The sequence below is a fragment of the Lysobacter luteus genome, assembly GCF_907164845.1.
GTDB lineage: Bacteria > Pseudomonadota > Gammaproteobacteria > Xanthomonadales > Xanthomonadaceae > Novilysobacter > Novilysobacter luteus.
On record NZ_OU015430.1, the window covers coordinates 2,642,878 to 2,660,025 of the forward strand.

Sequence of the window (17,148 nt, forward strand, 5' to 3'; positions counted from 1 at the left end):
CCGGCGTTCGCTACAATTCCCGCCCCTCACCCGCGCCACTGCCCCGGCCAACGCCGGCCCGGCCGTGGCGGCCGACACTGGACGACTGCAATGAACGCTGAGACGACCTGGCATTACGAGAACTTCGACCCGTCCGGCTCGGCCATCGGCTACCGGATCACGCGCAAGCTCGACGAGGTGCAGTCGCCGTTCCAGAAGATCGAGATCTACGAGAGCACCGACTGGGGCAACCTGATGCTCATCGACGGCGCGATGATGCTGACCACGCGCGACAACTTCCTCTACCACGAGATGATGTCGCACCCGGCGCTGTTTACCCATGCCGCGCCGAAGCACGTGGTGATCATTGGCGGCGGCGACTGCGGCACGCTGCGCGAGGTGCTCAAGCACCCCGGCGTCGAACGCGCGGTGCAATGCGACATCGACGAGCAGGTCACGCGGATGGCCGAGAAGTGGTTCCCGGAGCTGTGCGAGTCCAACAATGACCCGCGCGCCGAGCTGCTGTTCGACGACGGCATCGCCTACATGGCCAACTGCGCGCCCGGTAGCCTGGACATCGTCATCGTCGACTCGACCGATCCGGTCGGCCCGGCCGAGGGGTTGTTCAACAAGGCCTTCTACGAGAGCTGCTTCCGCGCGCTGAAGGACGACGGCATCCTGGTCCAGCAGTCCGAATCGCCGCTGGTGCTGCTCGAGCTCATCAAGGAGATGCGCGGCGAGATGGGCAAGGCCGGTTTCACCGCGTTCCAGACCCTGCCCTTCCCGCAGCCGTGCTACCCGACCGGCTGGTGGTCGTGCACGCTGGCCAGGAAGTCCGGCGGGTTCAACTTCCGCGAAGGCGATGCGCGCGACCGCGCGTTCGAGACGAAGTACTACAGCGCCGACATCCACAAGGGCGCGGCGACGCTGCCGCCGTTCGTCGCCGCGGCGCTGGGCGAGTAACCGCCGCGGCGCTCGCCGGCCTACAGCGCGTCCGCGTCCAGCTCTCCGGTGCGGATGCGCACCACCCGGTCCAGGTCGGACACGAAGATCTTGCCGTCGCCGATCTTGCCGGTGCCGGCCGCCTTCATGATGGCCTCGACCACGGCGTCGACCTGCTCGTCGGTGACCGCGACCTCGAGCTTGATCTTGGGCAGGAAGTCGACCACGTACTCGGCCCCGCGGTAGAGCTCGGTGTGGCCCTTCTGGCGACCGAAGCCCTTGACCTCGGTGGCGGTGATGCCGGCCACGCCGGCCTCGGCCAGCGCCTCGCGGACGTCATCCAGCTTGAACGGCTTGATCACCGCCATGACCATCTTCATCGCACTGCCTCCGGTTCGATGGCGGCAGGATAGCCGAGCCCGCCCGCGCCGCCACGGCGTCACGCGACCGGAGGCGGCTTTCGGGTAAAGTGCCCGGCCTCGCGTGTCGGATTTTTCCGACAGTGCGCCGCGGCCGCCGCCGACGGTATCCGGCCCGGTGGCCGGGCGATGCTGGCGGGACTGCCCGAGGAGCCATCCCATGATCGACCTCAACCACATCGACGAACTCGCGCGGCGCCTCAGCGGCCTGGTGCCGCCCGGCCTGCGCGAGAGCCGCGAGGAGTTGCAGCAGAACTTCAAGTCCGTGCTGCAGACCGGGCTGGCCCGGCTCGACCTGGTCACGCGGGAGGAATTCGAGGTCCAGCGCGCCGTGTTGCTGCGTACCCGCGAGAAGCTCGAGCAGCTGCAACAGGCGGTCGCCGAGCTGGAGGCACAGGTCGAGGGCCGTGCCGCCGCGGCACCGGGCACCGACTCGCCGCTACCGCGCCACTGAGGCGCTCCCGTGAACCTGGCACTCGTGCACAGTCGTGCACGGACGGGCGTGCGTGCGCCCGAAGTGAGGGTCGAGGTGCACCTCGGCGGCGGACTGCCGACGATGTCGATCGTCGGCCTGCCCGAGGCCGCCGTCCGCGAAGCCAAGGACCGCGTGCGCGCGGCGATGCAGTGCGCGCAGTTCGAGTTCCCGCAGCGCCGCATCACCGTCAACCTTGCACCGGCGGACCTGCCCAAGGGCGGTGGCCGCTTCGACCTGCCGATCGCGCTCGGCATCCTCGCCGCGAGTGGACAGATCCCGTTGCAGGCGCTGGGCGAGTACGAGTTCCTCGGCGAGCTCGGGCTGACCGGTGAGCTGCGCGTCGTCGACGGCGTGCTGCCGGCAGCACTGGCGGCCGCCGACGCCGGGCGCAAGCTGATCGTGCCGGCCGGCAACGGAGCCGAGGCGGCGCTGGCCAGCCAGGTCGAGGCCTACACCGCGCGGACCCTGCTGGAGGTCTGCGCGATGCTGACCGGCAGCAAGACGCTACCCGCAGCGGTCGCCCCGGCCCGCACGCGGACGCCCGGCGCCGACCTGCGCGACGTCCGCGGCCAGGCGCATGCGCGCCGCGCGCTGGAGGTCGCCGCCGCCGGAGGCCACCACCTGCTGCTGATCGGTCCACCGGGGTGCGGCAAGAGCCTGCTGGCCTCGCGCCTGCCTGGCCTGCTGCCGGATGCCAGCGAGGAGGAGGCGCTGGAATCGGCCGCCATCGCCTCGATCAGCGGGCGTGGCCTGGATCCGGCCAGTTGGCTGGCGCGGCCGTTCCGCGCGCCCCACCACACCGCCAGCGCGGTGGCCCTGGTGGGTGGCGGCGCCGACCCGCGCCCCGGCGAGATCTCACTGGCCCACCACGGTGTGCTCTTCCTCGACGAGCTGCCCGAGTGGGAGCGCCGTGCACTGGAGGTGTTGCGTGAGCCGCTGGAGTCCGGCGTCGTGACCGTCTCTCGGGCCGCCCGCAGCGCGGAGTTCCCGGCCCGCTTCCAGCTGGTCGCGGCCATGAACCCCTGCCCCTGCGGCTGGGCCGGCGATCCCAGTGGGCGCTGCACCTGCAGTCCCGATGCCGTGAGGCGCTACCGCGGCCGTGTATCCGGCCCGTTGATGGACCGGATCGACCTGCACGTGGAGGTGCCGCGCCTGCCGCCGTCCGAGCTGCGGCCCGATGCACCCGACGGCGAGCCGAGCGAGGACGTGCGCCGCCGCGTGCTCCATGCCCGCAGGCTGCAGGACACCCGTGCCGGCAAGCCCAATGCCCGGCTGAGCCAGGCCGAAACCAACGCCACCTGCCGGTTGTCGAACGGTGACCACGCGTTGCTCGAACGCGCTGTCGAGCAACTGCAGCTGTCGGCGCGGTCGATGCACCGCATCCTGCGGGTGGCGCGGACGGTCGCCGACCTGGCCGACAGCCCGCAGATCCGCACGTCGCACCTGAGCGAGGCGATCGGCTACCGCCGTCTGGATCGCACCCCCGCGCCGGCGATAGCCTGAGGGCGCTAGATCCCCTTGCAGTTCCCGCAGATGGCACGCTGGTTCATGATGTCAACCGCCTGCTCGCGCTCGCGCCTGCGCTCGGCGACCGTCTGGCAGACGCGCGCCTTCATGTGGGTGCCCACCTTCTTCTTGTACTCGCACACCACCCGGCTGTCCTCGGCCTTCTCGACGAGGGCGCGGATTTCCTCGAGCCGGTTGAACACATCCATCCGGACCGGTTCGTCCAGGTCCTCGACGTCCTGCTTGCCTTCGATCATCGTGAGCACCGCATCCTGGTGCTCCACCAGGCGTGTCCGGTCCGCGCCGGGCAGTTCCTCGAAGACGCCGCTGCCAGCGCGGGCCGCTTCGCGCAGGTCGGTTTGCTGCTTGCGAATCTCCTCCAGCGACGGCGATGGCCCCTGGGCGCTGGCGGGCATGGCAACGGCCAGGGCCAGCACCGCGGCGAGAATGAATGACTTGCGCATGTAAGGTTCCCCCGTATCGAGAGGCCGAACCTAACGCAAGCCTACGGCCCGCACCACTGCCATCAGGCAGGCGCTGCCGCGCTCCCGCATTCAGCCGTCTGCAGCTATCCACACCTCGTTCGCTGGATCGAGCTCGGTTGTCTCCATCACCTCGCCACGCCAGCCGAAGCCGCACATCGCCAGCGCGCCTTGGCTGATGTGGTCCAGGCCGAACGCCCGTTCCACCTCGACCTCGTTGATCGCGCCGGTGATGAAGGCGCCCAGCCCCGCCTCGGTGGCGGACAGGTACAGGGTCTGCGACAGGTGCCCGGCCTCCAGCGCGACCACGCGGTAGGCCTTGGCGTGGTGGCGGTACTTCCAGTTGGTGCGGTCGAAGCGCGGCGACAGCAGCACCAGCACGTGGGCGTCGGCGAACCAGTGTTGCTGGGCGACGGCCTGCATGACGAACTCGCGCAGCGGCCCGTCCGGCGACGGCATCGGTTCCAGCGCGTGCTCGGCGGCGTGGTAGTGGTACAGCCCGGGCGCGACGCCCTCGACGTGCTGCACGGCCAGGTAGGCCTCGACCGGATGCAGGCCACCGCCGGACGGACTCGTCTTCTTCAGGAACACGGTGTCGTCGCTGACCCGTACCTGCGCCTTGGCCGCGAACACGCGGTCCAGTAGCTGCGCGAACAACGCGTGAGGCAACAGCCGCGCGGTATCGAAGTTGCGGCAGGTCGTGCGGCGCGCCATCAGCTCATCGAACGCGGTTGGCACGCTGCGCGGCAATGGCAGGCGTTGCGCGGCGCCGCTGCGGTCGGCGGCCTCCACCGGCGGCGCGCCGAGCACGTCGCGCATCTGCAGCGCGGTCTCGGTGCCGCTGTCGCGCATGTTGGCGACGGCGTCGGCGCCGTTCCAGCGGGTGAAGGCGTGCAGGACGCCGGCGAGTGGATGCCAGTAGGTCGTGCGCAGCCGCTCGTCGCGCTCGCGGTGCGCGGCGTGGCGCTTGCCGCTGCCGATCAGCAGCCCCTCCTTGAGCAGCCGCTTGAGCGCCGTGGCGGTGTCTGGTCCGAGTTCGCGCGCATCGATCCATTCACTCGGGCTCACCGCACCGAGCAACTCACGCTCGGCGGCATCGACTTCGATCTCGGCGCCCAGGTGCGGCGCCAAGGCCAGCCAGCGGCATTCGCGACTCAGGCCGTTGCCCCCGGCCAGCAAGTGCTCCAGATCGAAACCCACTTCTTCGCGCGGCTCCAGCAACAACACCGCGCAGCGACGGATACGCATTCGAACAATCCCCTTGGGGCCCGACCCGGCGGGCCACCGTGATTCGGGATCAGCGTACCCCGGGTTGCGGCAGGCGCGCGGTTGTTCCGCCACGCCGGCAAGGATAGATTCGCATCCGAGGGGGCCTGCAACGGGCTCTCGCCAGGGGAAAACGGGGAATGGCCATCAAGAAGACCGCCGGGTCGAAGACGACCGCCGGCAAGAAGTCCGCACCGCTCGATCCGAAAGTCGCCGACAAGCTGCTCGATCTGCTCAGCACCGACAACGAGTTTCGCCGGCTGTTCAAGAAAGACCCGCAGGCCGCAGTCTCCAGACTGGGCCACGATCCATCAACATCTACGGTCTGTGCGTCTGTGAAAACGATCGCGCCAAAGCGCGAGTTCGCCACAGTCCGCGAGGAATTGAAGACACATTTGGTGACTCAGGGCGTCTTTACTGTTCCTCACTGCTTTGAAGCTGGCAAGGTTGCCCTGAACCTGCGACGTAAGTGATCCGGCAGCGTAGCAGCGGGCCAGTTTTCGATAAACGCCTCGCTCTTGAGTGAGGCGTTTTTATTGTCGGATATACGTTTCAGCGTTTCCGCGCTGTTCAATCCGGCAAGAGTTGTGTCTGCGACGTTGACTGCCTGAAGCACGAAGCCGCCAGCCATTTCCCCGTAGGCGAGACCACGATGCTCGGCAAGCCAGTCGTTCTCCAGCAGCGCCGCTTGGTACTCACCGGCCTCCACGAGCGCGTCCCGCAAAGCTACGTGGACTTGAAAAAGCTCATGTCCATCTACAAGCGTTTGCAAGTTCGATACCGCAGTATCCGCGCGCCCTTCGAGACGCAATTGACCTGCTCGCACAATTTCCAGCATCTGCCGTGCCCGGGGATCTCCTGACGCCTCGACGAGAGGAATCAACTTGGGCAGCGCGCGGTGCGCCGGCGCATGATGTCCCGCCCGCTGCCCAAGATACGCGGCGGCCATGGCGATATAGACCCGATCGCCAAGATAGGGGGTCCTCGAATCCACACCGTCGAGTGCGGCATCAACGGTTCGCAAATACTCGGTGGCCGGAACATCTCGCCCGTACTGCAAAGTCCGAATTGCGAGATCTATGACCATAAACAGATCTGCAAGAAGCGGGTCACGAGGCTCGGCGAGGCTCGAAGCTTCCTTCGCGGCACTCGTCGCTTTCTGCCAGCGCCCCTGGTCAACGTTGATGGCGATCAACTCAAAGCTGTTCGTCAACTCCTCACGCGATAGCCGCGACAGAGCAACCTCCGCCTCGGTGAAACGTCGCATGGCCGCCAGCGTGGCGACGTGGTTCCGATTGGCGTCTCGACCTCCGTTGATCTTGCGAAAGCTCTCCAGTGCACCGGGGAAGTCCCCGCTCGCCAGCAGGATACGGCCCACCTGGTTGTGGGCATGATCGGCATGGGCATTCTGCTTCGCGGTCGCGATACGGGCCGAGGTCAACGCCTCGTCGAGATAGCCCTGGAAAAATGCTGTCCACGCGTAATTGACGTGACCCGCGTAGTAGTCCGGATACAGCTCCGAAAGCATTCGCCACCGGGGCAGTACATTGCCGTCCTCCACACCGAACTCGACTGCCCAGGCGTCCAGGTACATCTGGTCGCGCGGGCGCAGACGGTTCTTGCGTTCGAGTGCCTCGGCGAGGTTTTCGCGCGCTTCGCTGATCTGGCCGTGGCTGACATTGATACGCAGGATGCCCATGTAGGCAAGGGCGAAATCCGGGTCAAGCTCAACAGCCTCCTTGAAATACTGTGCCGCCTTGTTCCACTCTGCTTCCGCATACATCTTCTCGCCCAACGCATACGCCCGCAAAGCATCGAGATTCTCCGTCGTCACCTCCGGCAACGGAGCGGAATCCTGCTCCACCGCCTCCAGCGCTTCGCCCAGTTTCTCCCGTAGAGCCCCCGTTACTTCGTCAATGGACGCCAGCGCCGACACCGCGCCCTTGCCGTCGGCGTACTCGGCGTACACCGTGGTCTGGCTGTTCGGGTCGATCACCTCGGCGCTGACCCGGACGCGGCCGCCGACTTCGGCGACGGTCGGCAGGATCACCGCGCGGGCGCCGTCGCGGATGGCAATTTCGGAGGCGATCGCGCGGTCGAGCTCGGTGTCGGGCGCGCGCTGCATCCGCGCCAAGGTGTCGCGGGTCTTGAGGTCGCTGAGCACGTTGACGTGGCGCGACTGCTCCAGGCTGATCCGGAACGCCTGCTCCAGCGAGTCGTCGAGCAGCGGCTGGTCGGTCAGGTTGCGCAGGTCGGCCAGCACCACCCAGTCGCGCTCGTTGAAGGCGATCGCCGGTTGCGGGCGGGCGATGAACCAGCCGCCGACCGCGATGACGGCCAGCAATGCGACTTCGGTGGCCAGCGCCGCCGGCCGCCGCCACAGTGGGATGTCGCGCCAGGCCTTGTTGGTATTGGGTGGCGTGCGCAGCGGCGCGACGCCCGGTTCGCCGACCTCGAAGATCTGCTGCGCTTCGGGCACGCCCTTGAACCGCCAACGGCCGTGCGACTTCCACAGCAGGTGCTGGCCGCGCTCGCCAAGCTCGCGCGCCGCGCGATGGGCCAACGGTTCGGCGACCGCCGAGATCAGTATCTGGCCCGGCAGGGCCGTCGTCATCAGGCGGCCGGCCATCGGCTTGGCCAGTCCCTCGACCTCGACCGGCTTGGCGCCGACGCGCACGGCGTCGTCACTGTTGCGCCAGGTCAGCACCTCGCCGACGTGCAGGCCGGCCCGGGCCTTGAGCTCGACGTTGTGCGGCCCCCCCAGTTCAAGCAGGCCGCGGGTGTAGTCGAGGGCAAAGCCGAGGCCATCGATCGGGCGCTCGAACAGCAGCAGCATCCCGTCGGACCGGTCGATCAGGCGCCCGCGCCAGTGCTGCTGCAGGCCAAGCACCAGCCGGTCATGCGCGCGGAACAGCTCGGCCGCGGCCGTGTCTCCGAGGCGCTCCACCAGCGCGGTGGAATCGACCAGGTCGGTCAGCAACAGGGTGCGCAGCTGCGGGCCGCCGCGCTCGGCGGGCGCATTGTCGCGTGCAACTCGTTCCACGGCATTCATGAACTCAGCCCCCCCCTCAGGCCGGAACGCGGGCGTCGTCCTGCCACTCTACCCGGTTGCCGCCCAGCCGCTTGGCCCGGTACAGCGCCGCGTCGGCGCGCGCGTACCAGTCGTTCCACTCGCGCCGAGGGTCGACCTGGCAGGCGCCCAGGCTCAGGTTGCAGATCAGTGGCGGCACCTGCGGCATCTGCATCAGGCCATGCGCGGTACCGACCACGAACTCGGCATAGCGCATTACCTCGTCGCGGGTCTCGGCCTTGACCAGCAGGCAGAACTCGTCGCCGCCCAGCCGGCAGGCGAGATCGCCCGGGCCGGCCACCGAGCGCAGGATGTTGGCCACGCCCTGCAGCACGCGATCGCCGACCAGGTGGCCGTGCTCGTCGTTGACATGCTTGAAGCGGTCGCAGTCCACCAGCAGCAGTCCCAGGCCGTGGGTGGCGCCGTTGCGCTGGCGGTCCTGCAGGTGCTGGATCAGCCCGCGCCGGTTGTGCAGGCCGGTGAGCTCGTCGGTCCGGATCAGCGCTTCGGTCTGGCTGAGCTGGTGGGCGGTCGAGCGCAGGCTGTCGAGCGCGGCCTGCAGGTCCTGGTTGCGCCGGCGCAGGCGCCGGATCAACCCCTGCTCGTTGAGCACCACGCGCATGATCGCCCGGCGCAGGAAGAACGAGACCACCTCGGGGCTGCGCTCCACCAGCCGCTGGAATTCCTCGTGGCGCAACTCGAGCAACTCGCCTTCGGTGACAACGCCGGCGTCGGCGCTGCGGGCGTGGTCACCGATCAACAGGCCGAGCTCGCCGAAGAATTCGCGCGGGCCAAGCATCTTGCCGACCAGGTCCTCGCCGAAATCCAGCTCGACCGCGCCGCTGGCGATCACGTACATGGTGGTGCCCAGGTCGCCGCGGCGGAACAGGGCCTCGCCCGCACGCACGCGCCGCGACCGCGCAACGGAGGCGAACAGCGCGTATTCGTCGTCGGAGAGTTCGGCCATCTGGGTTTCGGCCGAGGCCGCTCTCGGATCGTGGATTCCACGTTGGCGGACCGGATGGGTTGCCGCGCTGTCACCCTTCATCCCACCAACCCCAGCGTGCGGAAGCATCGAGGGTAGCAAGGTTAATGGGTCCCAACGCGTAATGCCGGGCGCAGCGGCCAGCCGCGCCCGGCGAGGTTGGACGGCGGCCCGGTCAGGCCGCGACGCGGCGGCCCTCGAACTGCTCCTCCTCGGTCGAGCCCTTGAGCGCGACGGTGGACGACTGGCCGCCCTGGATGACCTGGGTCACCGCGTCGAAGTAGCCGGTACCGACCTCGCGCTGGTGCTTGACCGCGGTGAAGCCCTGCCCCGCCGCCTCGAATTCGGCCTGCTGGAGCTCGACGAACGCGCTCATCTGCCGGCGGGCGTAACCGTGGGCGAGCTGGAACATCGAGTGGTTGAGCGCGTGGAAGCCGGCCAGGGTGATGAACTGGAAGCGGTAGCCCATCGCCGCGAGCTCCTTCTGGAAGCTGGCGATGGTGGCGTCGTCGAGGTTGGCCTTCCAGTTGAAGCTCGGCGAGCAGTTGTAGGCCAGCAGCTTGCCGGGGAACTTCGCGTGGATCGCCTCGGCGAACGTACGGGCGAAGGCCAGGTCGGGCTTGCCGGTCTCGCACCAGACCAGGTCGGCGTACGGCGCGTAGGCCAGGCCGCGGCTGATGGCCTGGTCGATGCCCTTGCGGGTCTTGAAGAAGCCCTCGACGGTGCGCTCGCCGGTGGTGAATTCGCGATCGTTGTCGTCGATGTCGGAGGTCAGCAGGTCGGCAGCCTCGGCATCGGTGCGGGCGACGATCAGGGTCGGCACGCCGCAGACGTCGGCCGCCAGGCGCGCGGCGATCAGCTTCTCGACCGCTTCGCGGGTCGGCACCAGCACCTTGCCGCCCATGTGGCCGCACTTCTTGGCGCTGGCCAGCTGGTCCTCGAAATGCACCCCGGCCGCGCCGGCCTCGATCATGCCCTTCATCAACTCGAACGCGTTGAGCACCCCGCCGAAGCCGGCCTCGGCATCGGCCACGATCGGCTGCAGGAAGTCGACATCGTCCTTCCCCTCGGCGTGCTGGATCTGGTCGGCGCGCAGCAGCGTGTTGTTGATGCGCTTGACCACCGCCGGCACCGAGTCGGCCGGGTACAGCGACTGGTCGGGGTACATCTGGCCGCCGAGGTTGGCGTCGGCGGCGACCTGCCAGCCCGACAGGTAGATAGCCTTCAGGCCGGCCTTGACCTGCTGCATGGCCTGGTTGCCGGTCAGTGCGCCCAGGGCGTTGACGAAGGGCTCGGACTGCAGCGAGTTCCACAGCTTGTCGGCGCCGAGGCGCGCCAGGCTGTGCTCCACCGCGACGGTGCCGCGCAGGCGCACGACCTCCTCGGCGGCGTAGGGACGGGTGACGCCGGCCCAGCGCGGGTTGCTGTTCCAGTCGTGGCGGAGTTGGTCGGCGGTGGGCTGGCTGGTCATGGCGGTGGTCCTTGGTGGTCGGGCGAAAAGAGGTTCTGCAGGAGCGACGCAAGTCGCGACAGCGCAGGCACCCGGGCGATGTACACGTCGCGACTGACGTCGCTCCTACCCGGGGCGATGGCGGGTCAGTCGAGGCGGCGGTAGGCGGGCACGGTGAGGAAGTCTTCGAGCACTTCGGCGCCGCACAGGCGGTCGAGCATCCCGATGGCCTCGTTGATCCGGCTGGCGCCGGGCAGCTTCATGCGGTCTGCCAGCCGGCCTGGCAGGCCAATCAGCGCGCGTTCGAGCAGTGCGAAGTCGATCGGCTCGCCATCGTCCAAGTGCAGCGGCCCGGCCTGCGGGTTGCCGGCCGCCTTGGCGATGCGCTCGTGGTGCAGCCACTGCCACAGCTGGGTGCGGGCGATCTCGGCGGTGGCGGCGTCTTCCATCAGCCAGTGGATCGGCACGCAGCCGTTGCCATCGAGCCATGCGGCCAGGTAACGCACGCAGACCTCGACGTTGTTGTCGAAGCCGGCACGGGTGACGGTGCCGATCGGCGCGCGCAGCAGGTCGGCCTGGCCGACGCAGACGTCGTCGCGGGTGACGTGCTGCTGGTGCGAGGTCGGCATGCGTTCGTCGAACACCGTGCGTGCCAGCGGGATCAACGCCGGGTGGGCCACCCACGTGCCGTCGTGGCCGGCGCGCACCTCACGCAGCTTGTCGGCCCGCACCTTGGCCAGGGCGGCGTCGTTGGCGGCCGCATCGCCGCTGATCGGGATCTGCGCGGCCATGCCGCCCATCGCGTGGGCGCCACGGCGGTGGCAGGTCTGGATCAGCAGTTCCGAATACGCCCGCAGGAACGACTGGTCCATCGTGACCTGGCCGCGTTCGGGCAGCACCCGGTCGGGGTGGGCGCGCAGTGTCTTGATGTAGCTGAAGATGTAGTCCCAGCGCCCGCAATTCAGCCCGACGATGCGGCCGCGCAGGGCATGCAGGATCTCGTCCATCTCGAACGCGGCCGGCAGCGTCTCGATCAGCACGGTGGCCTTCATCTGGCCGGCCGGCAGGCCAAGCGCCTGCTCGACGTCGTCGAACACGTCGTTCCAGAGCGCCGCCTCCTCCATGCACTCCAGCTTGGGCAGGTAGAAGTACGGGCCGCGGTCCTTGGCGGCGAGCGCGGCCGCGTTGTGGAACGCGAACACGCCAAGGTCGAACAGGCTGGCCGACATCGGCTGGCCGTCCACCAACACGTGCTTCTCCTCGAGGTGCCACCCGCGCGGGCGCACCAGCAGTACCGCCTGCTCCTCGAACGGACGCAGCGTGTAGTGCCTGGCACCATCGGGCGCCATCCAGTCCAGGGTGCCGGCCACGGCCTTGCGGAGCACGCGCTGGCCCAGCACGAGGTTGGCCCAGGTCGGGGAGGTGCTGTCCTCGAAGTCGGCCATGAAGCAGTTGGCGCCCGAGTTGAGCGCGTTGATGACCATCTTGGGATCGACCGGGCCGGTGATCTCGACCCGGCGGTTGCGCAGCGCGTCGGGCAGCGGCGCCACCTTCCAGTCGCCGTCGCGGATCGCCCGGGTGTCGTCGCGGAAATCGGGCAGCCGGCCGGCGTCGAAGCCGCGCTGGCGCTCGAGGCGCTCGGCCAGGCGGCGCTGCCGCAGTGGCTCGAACCGGCGGTGCAGCCCGGCCAAAAACTCCAGCGCCCCCGGCGTGAGCAGCTGCGCCTGACCATCGGCCGACGCCGTCAGCAGCACGTCGTCGGCGGCCTCGTGGCCTGGGGTTGTCATCACTGCCGACATGCGTGGACTCCATCTGGGGTGGAGCCCGACCATGCGCCGCGGTGTGGTATACGACAATCGAGTTTTATCAATACGATCTATCAGTCGTACTTATACTCGCGCTGAAACCCAGCCCCGACCGGACCTGGCGATGGCCACCAACCCCCGTTTCGCCTACAAGGGCGACCGCCTCAAGCCATTGCGGGCGTTCTGCCAGACGGTGCGGTTGGGTTCGGTGTCGCGTGCGGCCGAGGCGCTGTTCCTCAGCCAGCCGGCGGTGACCCTGCAGTTGCAGGCGCTGGAACGGGAGATGGGCACGCGGTTGCTCGAGCGCAGCGGCCGCAGGCTGGTCATGACGCGCGAAGGCGAGGCCCTGTACGAACTGGCACGTCCGCTGGTGGAAGGCTTCGAGGGCCTGGACGTCGCGTTCCGCGAGCGCATCCGGGGCATGGACGCGGGCGAGCTCAACGTCGCCGCCGGCAGCTCGACCATCCTGTACCTGCTGCCACCCATCGTCGAGGCGTTCCGCGCGGCCCATCCGGAAGTCCGGCTCAACCTGCACAACGTCACCGGCGCCAGCGGGCTGGAGTTGCTGCGCTCGGACGCGGTCGACCTGGCGGTCGGTTCGATGCTCGACGTTCCGGCCGACCTGGACTACGCGCCGCTGGCACGGTTCGAGCCGATGCTGATCACCCCGCCCGACCACCCGCTTGCGCACCGCAAGACGTTGGACCTGCAGGACCTGTCACCCTACGGCCTGATCCTGCCGCCGCAGCGGCTGACCACCTACCGGATGGTCGACCTGGTGTTCCAGCGCCACCGCGTCCCCTACACCGTCGCGCTCGAGGTGGGCGGCTGGGAGGTGATCAAGCAGTACGTGGCGATGGGGCTTGGAATCAGCATCGTCACCGCGATCTGCCTGACCGAGGCCGACCACGCCCGGCTGGCATCTCGCTCGCTGTCGGCGTGGTTCCCCGAGCGCAGCTACGGCGTGGTGGTGCGCAAGGGCAAGTACCTCTCCCCGCAGGCACGTGCATTCAATGCCCTGTTCCGGCCGGGGCTGTTCTCGCGCGCCGGGCACGACGCCACCGGCCACTCCGAGCGGTGATGCGCTATGGGTGTGATCGCGCGGGCACGCCTTCGACCCGCCGCTTGACGTGCCACGGCAACCGGCGCGCTGGCCAGAGCAACACGCCAAAGCCGCCGACCGCGACCGCACCCACCGCCAGCAGCAGGTAACGCAACGGGGCCGCCAGCAGGGCCCGGCCTGCCGCGCCGACCCGGTGGCCCGGCGGTTCGACCAGCGCTGCCACCAGGGTGGTCGCGCCGACCTCGACCGCCACCACGACCGCCAGCAGGTCCCAGCGGCCGACCACCGCCATCGCTACCAGGGCGGCCGGGTAGCCGATCCGCTCCAGCGCGAGCAGCAGCAGCCCGCAGCCGACCGGCCGACCCTGCCGCCAGGTCAGGCGCTCGCCGAACGGCTGCCGGTAGGCCTCGCGCACCCGCCGCCGCTCGCCACGGTCCTTGTCGGCGCGTTGCCACAGGCGCCTCCATCGGTGACGCATCGCGTTGGCGGGGCTGCGCAGCAGCGCATCGAAGTAGTGGTCGTTCTGCAGCAGCGTGACCGCGCGTCGCCAGGCGATCGCCGGCAGGCAGTGCAGCGGCGGCGGCTGCACCCGCGCGACGATGTCGTCCAGCCGGACGCTGCGATACCCCTCCATCGCCAGCGCCCGCGCGATGAACTGGTCCTCGGCGGCGGTCAGGTCATCGCCCCGGACCGGCTCGTAGCGGTCGAACAGGTCCTTGAGGTAGCGCCGGCGGAACGCGATCGCGCCACCGAACGGGTCCAGCGTGCCGCCGTGGAGGTTGGCCAGGCCGCGTGCGAGGAAGCCCTGTCGCAGGCGCTCGATGTGTCGGGCATAGCCGCAGCCGATCGCCCCGGCGATGCGGTCGATGATGTCGCGCGGCCGCAGCGGGTCGAGGTAGTCGTCGCCGTCGAGCCAGCGTTGGAACGCCGGGGTCGCCGCGAGTGCCCGCCGCTGTGACGGGCACAGCGGCTCCACCGTGCCGCAGGCGGCGGCGATGCCCACGCCCTGGTAGAGCTCGCGCACGCAGCGCTCGATGTAGTCGGGCGAGGCCAGTACCGTGTTGCCGTCGAGGACGAACAGCACGTCGCCGCCGAAGTCGCGGGCCTGGCGCTTGAGCGTGGCGGCCTTACCGATCGACCAGGTGCGCTGGACCACGGTCAGCGCCAGCCCGTTGGCGCGGGCGAACTCGCGCGCGAGCTGGATGCCGTGGTCGCGCTCGGCGCCGCCGTCGTCCACCAGCAGCACCCGGCGCGGGCGCAGGGTCTGCGTCGACAGCCCGGCGAGGCAGTGGACGATGGTCGGCTGGTCGCGGCAGGCGGCGATCACCAGGTCGACCCGGGCCTGTCGCCAGTCCTCGGCCGGCGTCGGCTCCATCCGCTCCGGGCCGCGCCACAGCCCGGCCGCGGCCAGCCACGCCGCCGGGCCGCAGACGAACCACGGCACGCCGGCCACGCCTCAGCCCTCCCCGCTTCGAAGCGGACCGGCGTTGCTGCGTGCATCGGCCGTGGAGTGGCGCATCCGGACGCTCCGCGGCCACAACCGCGGCCGCCTGCGGCCGGCCACCCTGAAACGGGCAGCCGGTCACAAGGTCAACGCAATAGTCGTGCCAGTCCGGCGAACGGTCAGTCGGTCCCGTGGTGCTTGCCCTGCCACGGGCGGTACCACTCGCGCAGGCGGACCAGGTCGGCCTCCATGTCGTGGCTGGTCGCAAATGGTGGTCCGATCCCGATCACCCGGTCGGGATAGTGGAAGTACACCGGCAGGACCGGCACCTGGGCGGCGTGCGCGATCTTCCAGAAGCCGGTCTTCCAGCGCGCCACCGGCTTACGGGTGCCTTCGGGCGCGATCCCGAGCCAGAACCGGTCGGCGCCCCGGAACTGCTGGGCCATCTGCCCGACCACGCCGCTGGCAGCCCCGCGGTTGATCGCGATGATGCCCAGCGCGCGCATCAGCGGCCCCAGCGGCCCCCAGAACAGCTGGTGCTTGCCGAGGATGCGTATATCGAGCCCCAAGGCCAGTTTGGCCGCGAACCCCCAGATGCCATCCCAGTTGGACGAGTGTGGCGCACCGATCAGCACCACGCGCGGCAGGTCGGGGAACTCCCCCACCACGCGCCAGCCGCCCAGCCGCAACACGGCGCGACCGATCCAGCGGGACAGGCGGTGGCGCGGCACGCGCGGGACGCTCGGTGGCAACGACGGCACGATGTCGTCGGTCGGTGGATGCATCGTTCGGTGTCAGTCCCAGTCGCGCCCGGCGCGCCCCTGCTTGATCGTACTGCGTTCGCGCTTGCCGGCCAGGCGGCGCTCCCGCGAGCCGCGGGTGGGCTTGGTCGCGACGCGTTTTTTGGGCGCGTGCAGGCCGGCCTCGATGAAGTGGGCGAGGCGTTCGCGGGCATCCTGGCGGTTGCGGTCCTGGGTGCGGAAGCGCTGTGCCGCCAGCACCAGCACGCCGTCACCGGTGACCCGGCGGTCGCGCCGCGCCAGCAGGCGCTCGCGCACCGGCTCGGGCAGCGAAGGCGAGCTGGCGATGTCGAAACGCAACTCGACCGCGGTGGCGACCTTGTTGACGTTCTGCCCGCCCGGCCCGGCCGAACGCACGAATCGTTCGACCAACTCGGACTCGGGGATGCGGATGGCGCCGACCTCGATCATGCCGGCGATTCTAGGGCAGCGGGTCTGACGCCAGCGCACGCCACCAACCCCTATAGGAGCGACGCAAGTCGCGACCTGTACATCGCCCCAGCGTCCGGCGGGTCGCGACTTACGTCGCTCCTACGGGGGGCGCTGCCTCCGGGATCTCGAACAGCGCGAGCGCCCGGGCGAACTGCGTGTCGACCGGCGCACTCGCCTCGATACGCTCGCCCGTGCATGGATGCACGAACGCCAGCCTTCGCGCGTGCAGCAGCATCCGATGGATGCCCAGCATCCGGAACGCGCGGTTGTGGCGGCCGTCGCCGTGGCTGGTGTCGCCGATCAGGTGGTGCGAGGCGTGCTTGAGGTGGCGGCGGATCTGGCGGAAGCGGCCGGTTTCCGGGCGGGCCTCCAGCAAGGCATAGCGCGAAGTGTCGAAGCCCGACGACGGCCAGTCGCATTGCGCGCGAGCCAGCACGCGGAAGCGCGTCACCGCCGGTTTCTTCACCGGCTTGCCGGGACCGCCGTCGAGGTCGTGGTCGATGGTGAAGACGTCTTCTTCCGGCCATCCCCGGCAGACCGTCCAGTAGTCCTTCTCGACCTCGCGCGACATCAGCACCTTGCCGAGGGCTGACGCGGTGTCACGGTCGAACGCGCACAGCAGGCACCCGCTGGTCGCGCGGTCGAGGCGGTGCACCAGGAAGATCGGTCGGCCGAACTGCACCCGCAGCCGGTCGGCGACGAAATCGCTCTCGCCGCGCGCCAGCGCACTGTCATGGACCATCAGCCCGGCGGGCTTGTTGACGACCGCGAGCCACTCGTCGCGATGCAGCACCTCGAGCGCGAGCGCGGCAGCGTCGACGGTCATGCGCCGGACCCGCGCGGACAACCGTCGTGCATTGCTCGCACCTGTAGGAGCGACGTGAGTCGCGATCGGCAGCCGTTCCGCGCGAACCATTGCACCGCGGCGGCAGTCACCCGTGGGAGCGGCTTCAGCCGCGATCGGCAGCCGAACCGGGCGGACGATTCCACGATCGCGGCTGAAGCCGCTCCTACCCGGGCGCGGGCCCGT

The 17,148-nt window shown here is 69.4% G+C and carries 16 protein-coding genes; 5 read left to right on the plus strand and 11 right to left on the minus strand.

The genetic code is table 11. The features are described from left to right. Nucleotides 1-90 precede the first annotated feature (90 nt). Entirely contained in the window at nucleotides 91-942 is an 852-nt protein-coding gene (speE, locus tag KOD61_RS12430) for a polyamine aminopropyltransferase (RefSeq protein WP_215218959.1), read from the plus strand. Nucleotides 943-962: 20 nt separating this feature from the next. On the opposite strand, the gene KOD61_RS12435 is transcribed toward speE, so the two are convergent. Continuing rightward, nucleotides 963-1,301: a P-II family nitrogen regulator gene (locus KOD61_RS12435; RefSeq protein WP_215218960.1), complete on the minus strand. Its 339-nt coding sequence runs from the start codon at nucleotides 1,299-1,301 to the stop codon at nucleotides 963-965. Between the two features lie 199 nt (nucleotides 1,302-1,500). On the opposite strand from KOD61_RS12435, the gene ubiK reads away from it, so the two are divergent. Both ubiK and KOD61_RS12445 read left to right on the plus strand, forming a co-directional pair. Further along, entirely contained in the window at nucleotides 1,501-1,794 is a 294-nt protein-coding gene (gene ubiK / locus KOD61_RS12440) for a ubiquinone biosynthesis accessory factor UbiK (RefSeq protein ID WP_215218961.1), read from the plus strand. 9 nt (nucleotides 1,795-1,803) lie between these two features. Next, nucleotides 1,804-3,318 (plus strand): YifB family Mg chelatase-like AAA ATPase, encoded by a 1,515-nt coding sequence (locus tag KOD61_RS12445; RefSeq protein ID WP_215218962.1) that lies wholly within the window; start codon nucleotides 1,804-1,806, stop codon nucleotides 3,316-3,318. Nucleotides 3,319-3,323: 5 nt separating this feature from the next. Here the strand turns inward: KOD61_RS12445 and KOD61_RS12450 are convergent, their stop codons facing one another. Continuing rightward, the gene (locus KOD61_RS12450; RefSeq protein ID WP_215218963.1) at nucleotides 3,324-3,785 is read right to left on the minus strand and encodes a hypothetical protein; all 462 of its coding nucleotides are present in this window, start codon (nucleotides 3,783-3,785) and stop codon (nucleotides 3,324-3,326) included. Between the two features lie 90 nt (nucleotides 3,786-3,875). After that, on the minus strand, nucleotides 3,876-5,051 hold the full coding sequence (locus KOD61_RS12455; protein ID WP_215218964.1) for a putative peptide maturation dehydrogenase: 1,176 nt from the start codon (nucleotides 5,049-5,051) through the stop codon (nucleotides 3,876-3,878). 158 nt (nucleotides 5,052-5,209) lie between these two features. On the opposite strand from KOD61_RS12455, the gene KOD61_RS12460 reads away from it, so the two are divergent. After that, nucleotides 5,210-5,542, plus strand: a complete 333-nt coding sequence (locus tag KOD61_RS12460; protein WP_215218965.1) for an NHLP-related RiPP peptide — start codon at nucleotides 5,210-5,212, stop codon at nucleotides 5,540-5,542. Here the strand turns inward: KOD61_RS12460 and KOD61_RS12465 are convergent. From KOD61_RS12465 to aceB, 4 genes are all read right to left on the minus strand, one after another. Next, nucleotides 5,494-8,121 carry a putative peptide modification system cyclase gene (locus KOD61_RS12465; protein WP_215218966.1) on the minus strand — a complete coding sequence of 876 codons (2,628 nt, stop codon included), beginning with the start codon at nucleotides 8,119-8,121 and terminating at the stop codon, nucleotides 5,494-5,496. The genes KOD61_RS12460 and KOD61_RS12465 overlap by 49 nt on opposite strands. A gap of 16 nt (nucleotides 8,122-8,137) precedes the next feature. Continuing rightward, the gene (locus KOD61_RS12470; RefSeq protein WP_215218967.1) at nucleotides 8,138-9,187 is read right to left on the minus strand and encodes a GGDEF domain-containing protein; all 1,050 of its coding nucleotides are present in this window, start codon (nucleotides 9,185-9,187) and stop codon (nucleotides 8,138-8,140) included. Nucleotides 9,188-9,299: 112 nt separating this feature from the next. After that, a complete protein-coding gene (gene aceA / locus KOD61_RS12475; protein ID WP_215218968.1) occupies nucleotides 9,300-10,595 on the minus strand; it encodes an isocitrate lyase in 1,296 nt (431 codons plus the stop codon). Between the two features lie 125 nt (nucleotides 10,596-10,720). Then, nucleotides 10,721-12,373, minus strand: coding sequence for a malate synthase A (aceB, locus tag KOD61_RS12480; protein ID WP_215218969.1), 1,653 nt, complete (start codon nucleotides 12,371-12,373; stop codon nucleotides 10,721-10,723). Between the two features lie 130 nt (nucleotides 12,374-12,503). On the opposite strand from aceB, the gene KOD61_RS12485 reads away from it, so the two are divergent. After that, nucleotides 12,504-13,460 (plus strand): LysR family transcriptional regulator, encoded by a 957-nt coding sequence (locus KOD61_RS12485; protein ID WP_215218970.1) that lies wholly within the window; start codon nucleotides 12,504-12,506, stop codon nucleotides 13,458-13,460. Nucleotides 13,461-13,464: 4 nt separating this feature from the next. Here the strand turns inward: KOD61_RS12485 and KOD61_RS13100 are convergent, their stop codons facing one another. From KOD61_RS13100 to KOD61_RS12505, 4 genes are all read right to left on the minus strand, one after another. Continuing rightward, nucleotides 13,465-14,895 (minus strand): glycosyltransferase, encoded by a 1,431-nt coding sequence (locus tag KOD61_RS13100; RefSeq protein WP_215218971.1) that lies wholly within the window; start codon nucleotides 14,893-14,895, stop codon nucleotides 13,465-13,467. Between the two features lie 170 nt (nucleotides 14,896-15,065). Beyond that, a complete protein-coding gene (locus tag KOD61_RS12495; protein ID WP_215218972.1) occupies nucleotides 15,066-15,671 on the minus strand; it encodes a lysophospholipid acyltransferase family protein in 606 nt (201 codons plus the stop codon). A gap of 9 nt (nucleotides 15,672-15,680) precedes the next feature. Next, entirely contained in the window at nucleotides 15,681-16,097 is a 417-nt protein-coding gene (gene arfB / locus KOD61_RS12500; RefSeq protein WP_215218973.1) for an alternative ribosome rescue aminoacyl-tRNA hydrolase ArfB, read from the minus strand. Nucleotides 16,098-16,206: 109 nt separating this feature from the next. Further along, the gene (locus tag KOD61_RS12505; RefSeq protein ID WP_251370599.1) at nucleotides 16,207-16,944 is read right to left on the minus strand and encodes a pseudouridine synthase; all 738 of its coding nucleotides are present in this window, start codon (nucleotides 16,942-16,944) and stop codon (nucleotides 16,207-16,209) included. Nucleotides 16,945-17,148: the final 204 nt, after the last annotated feature.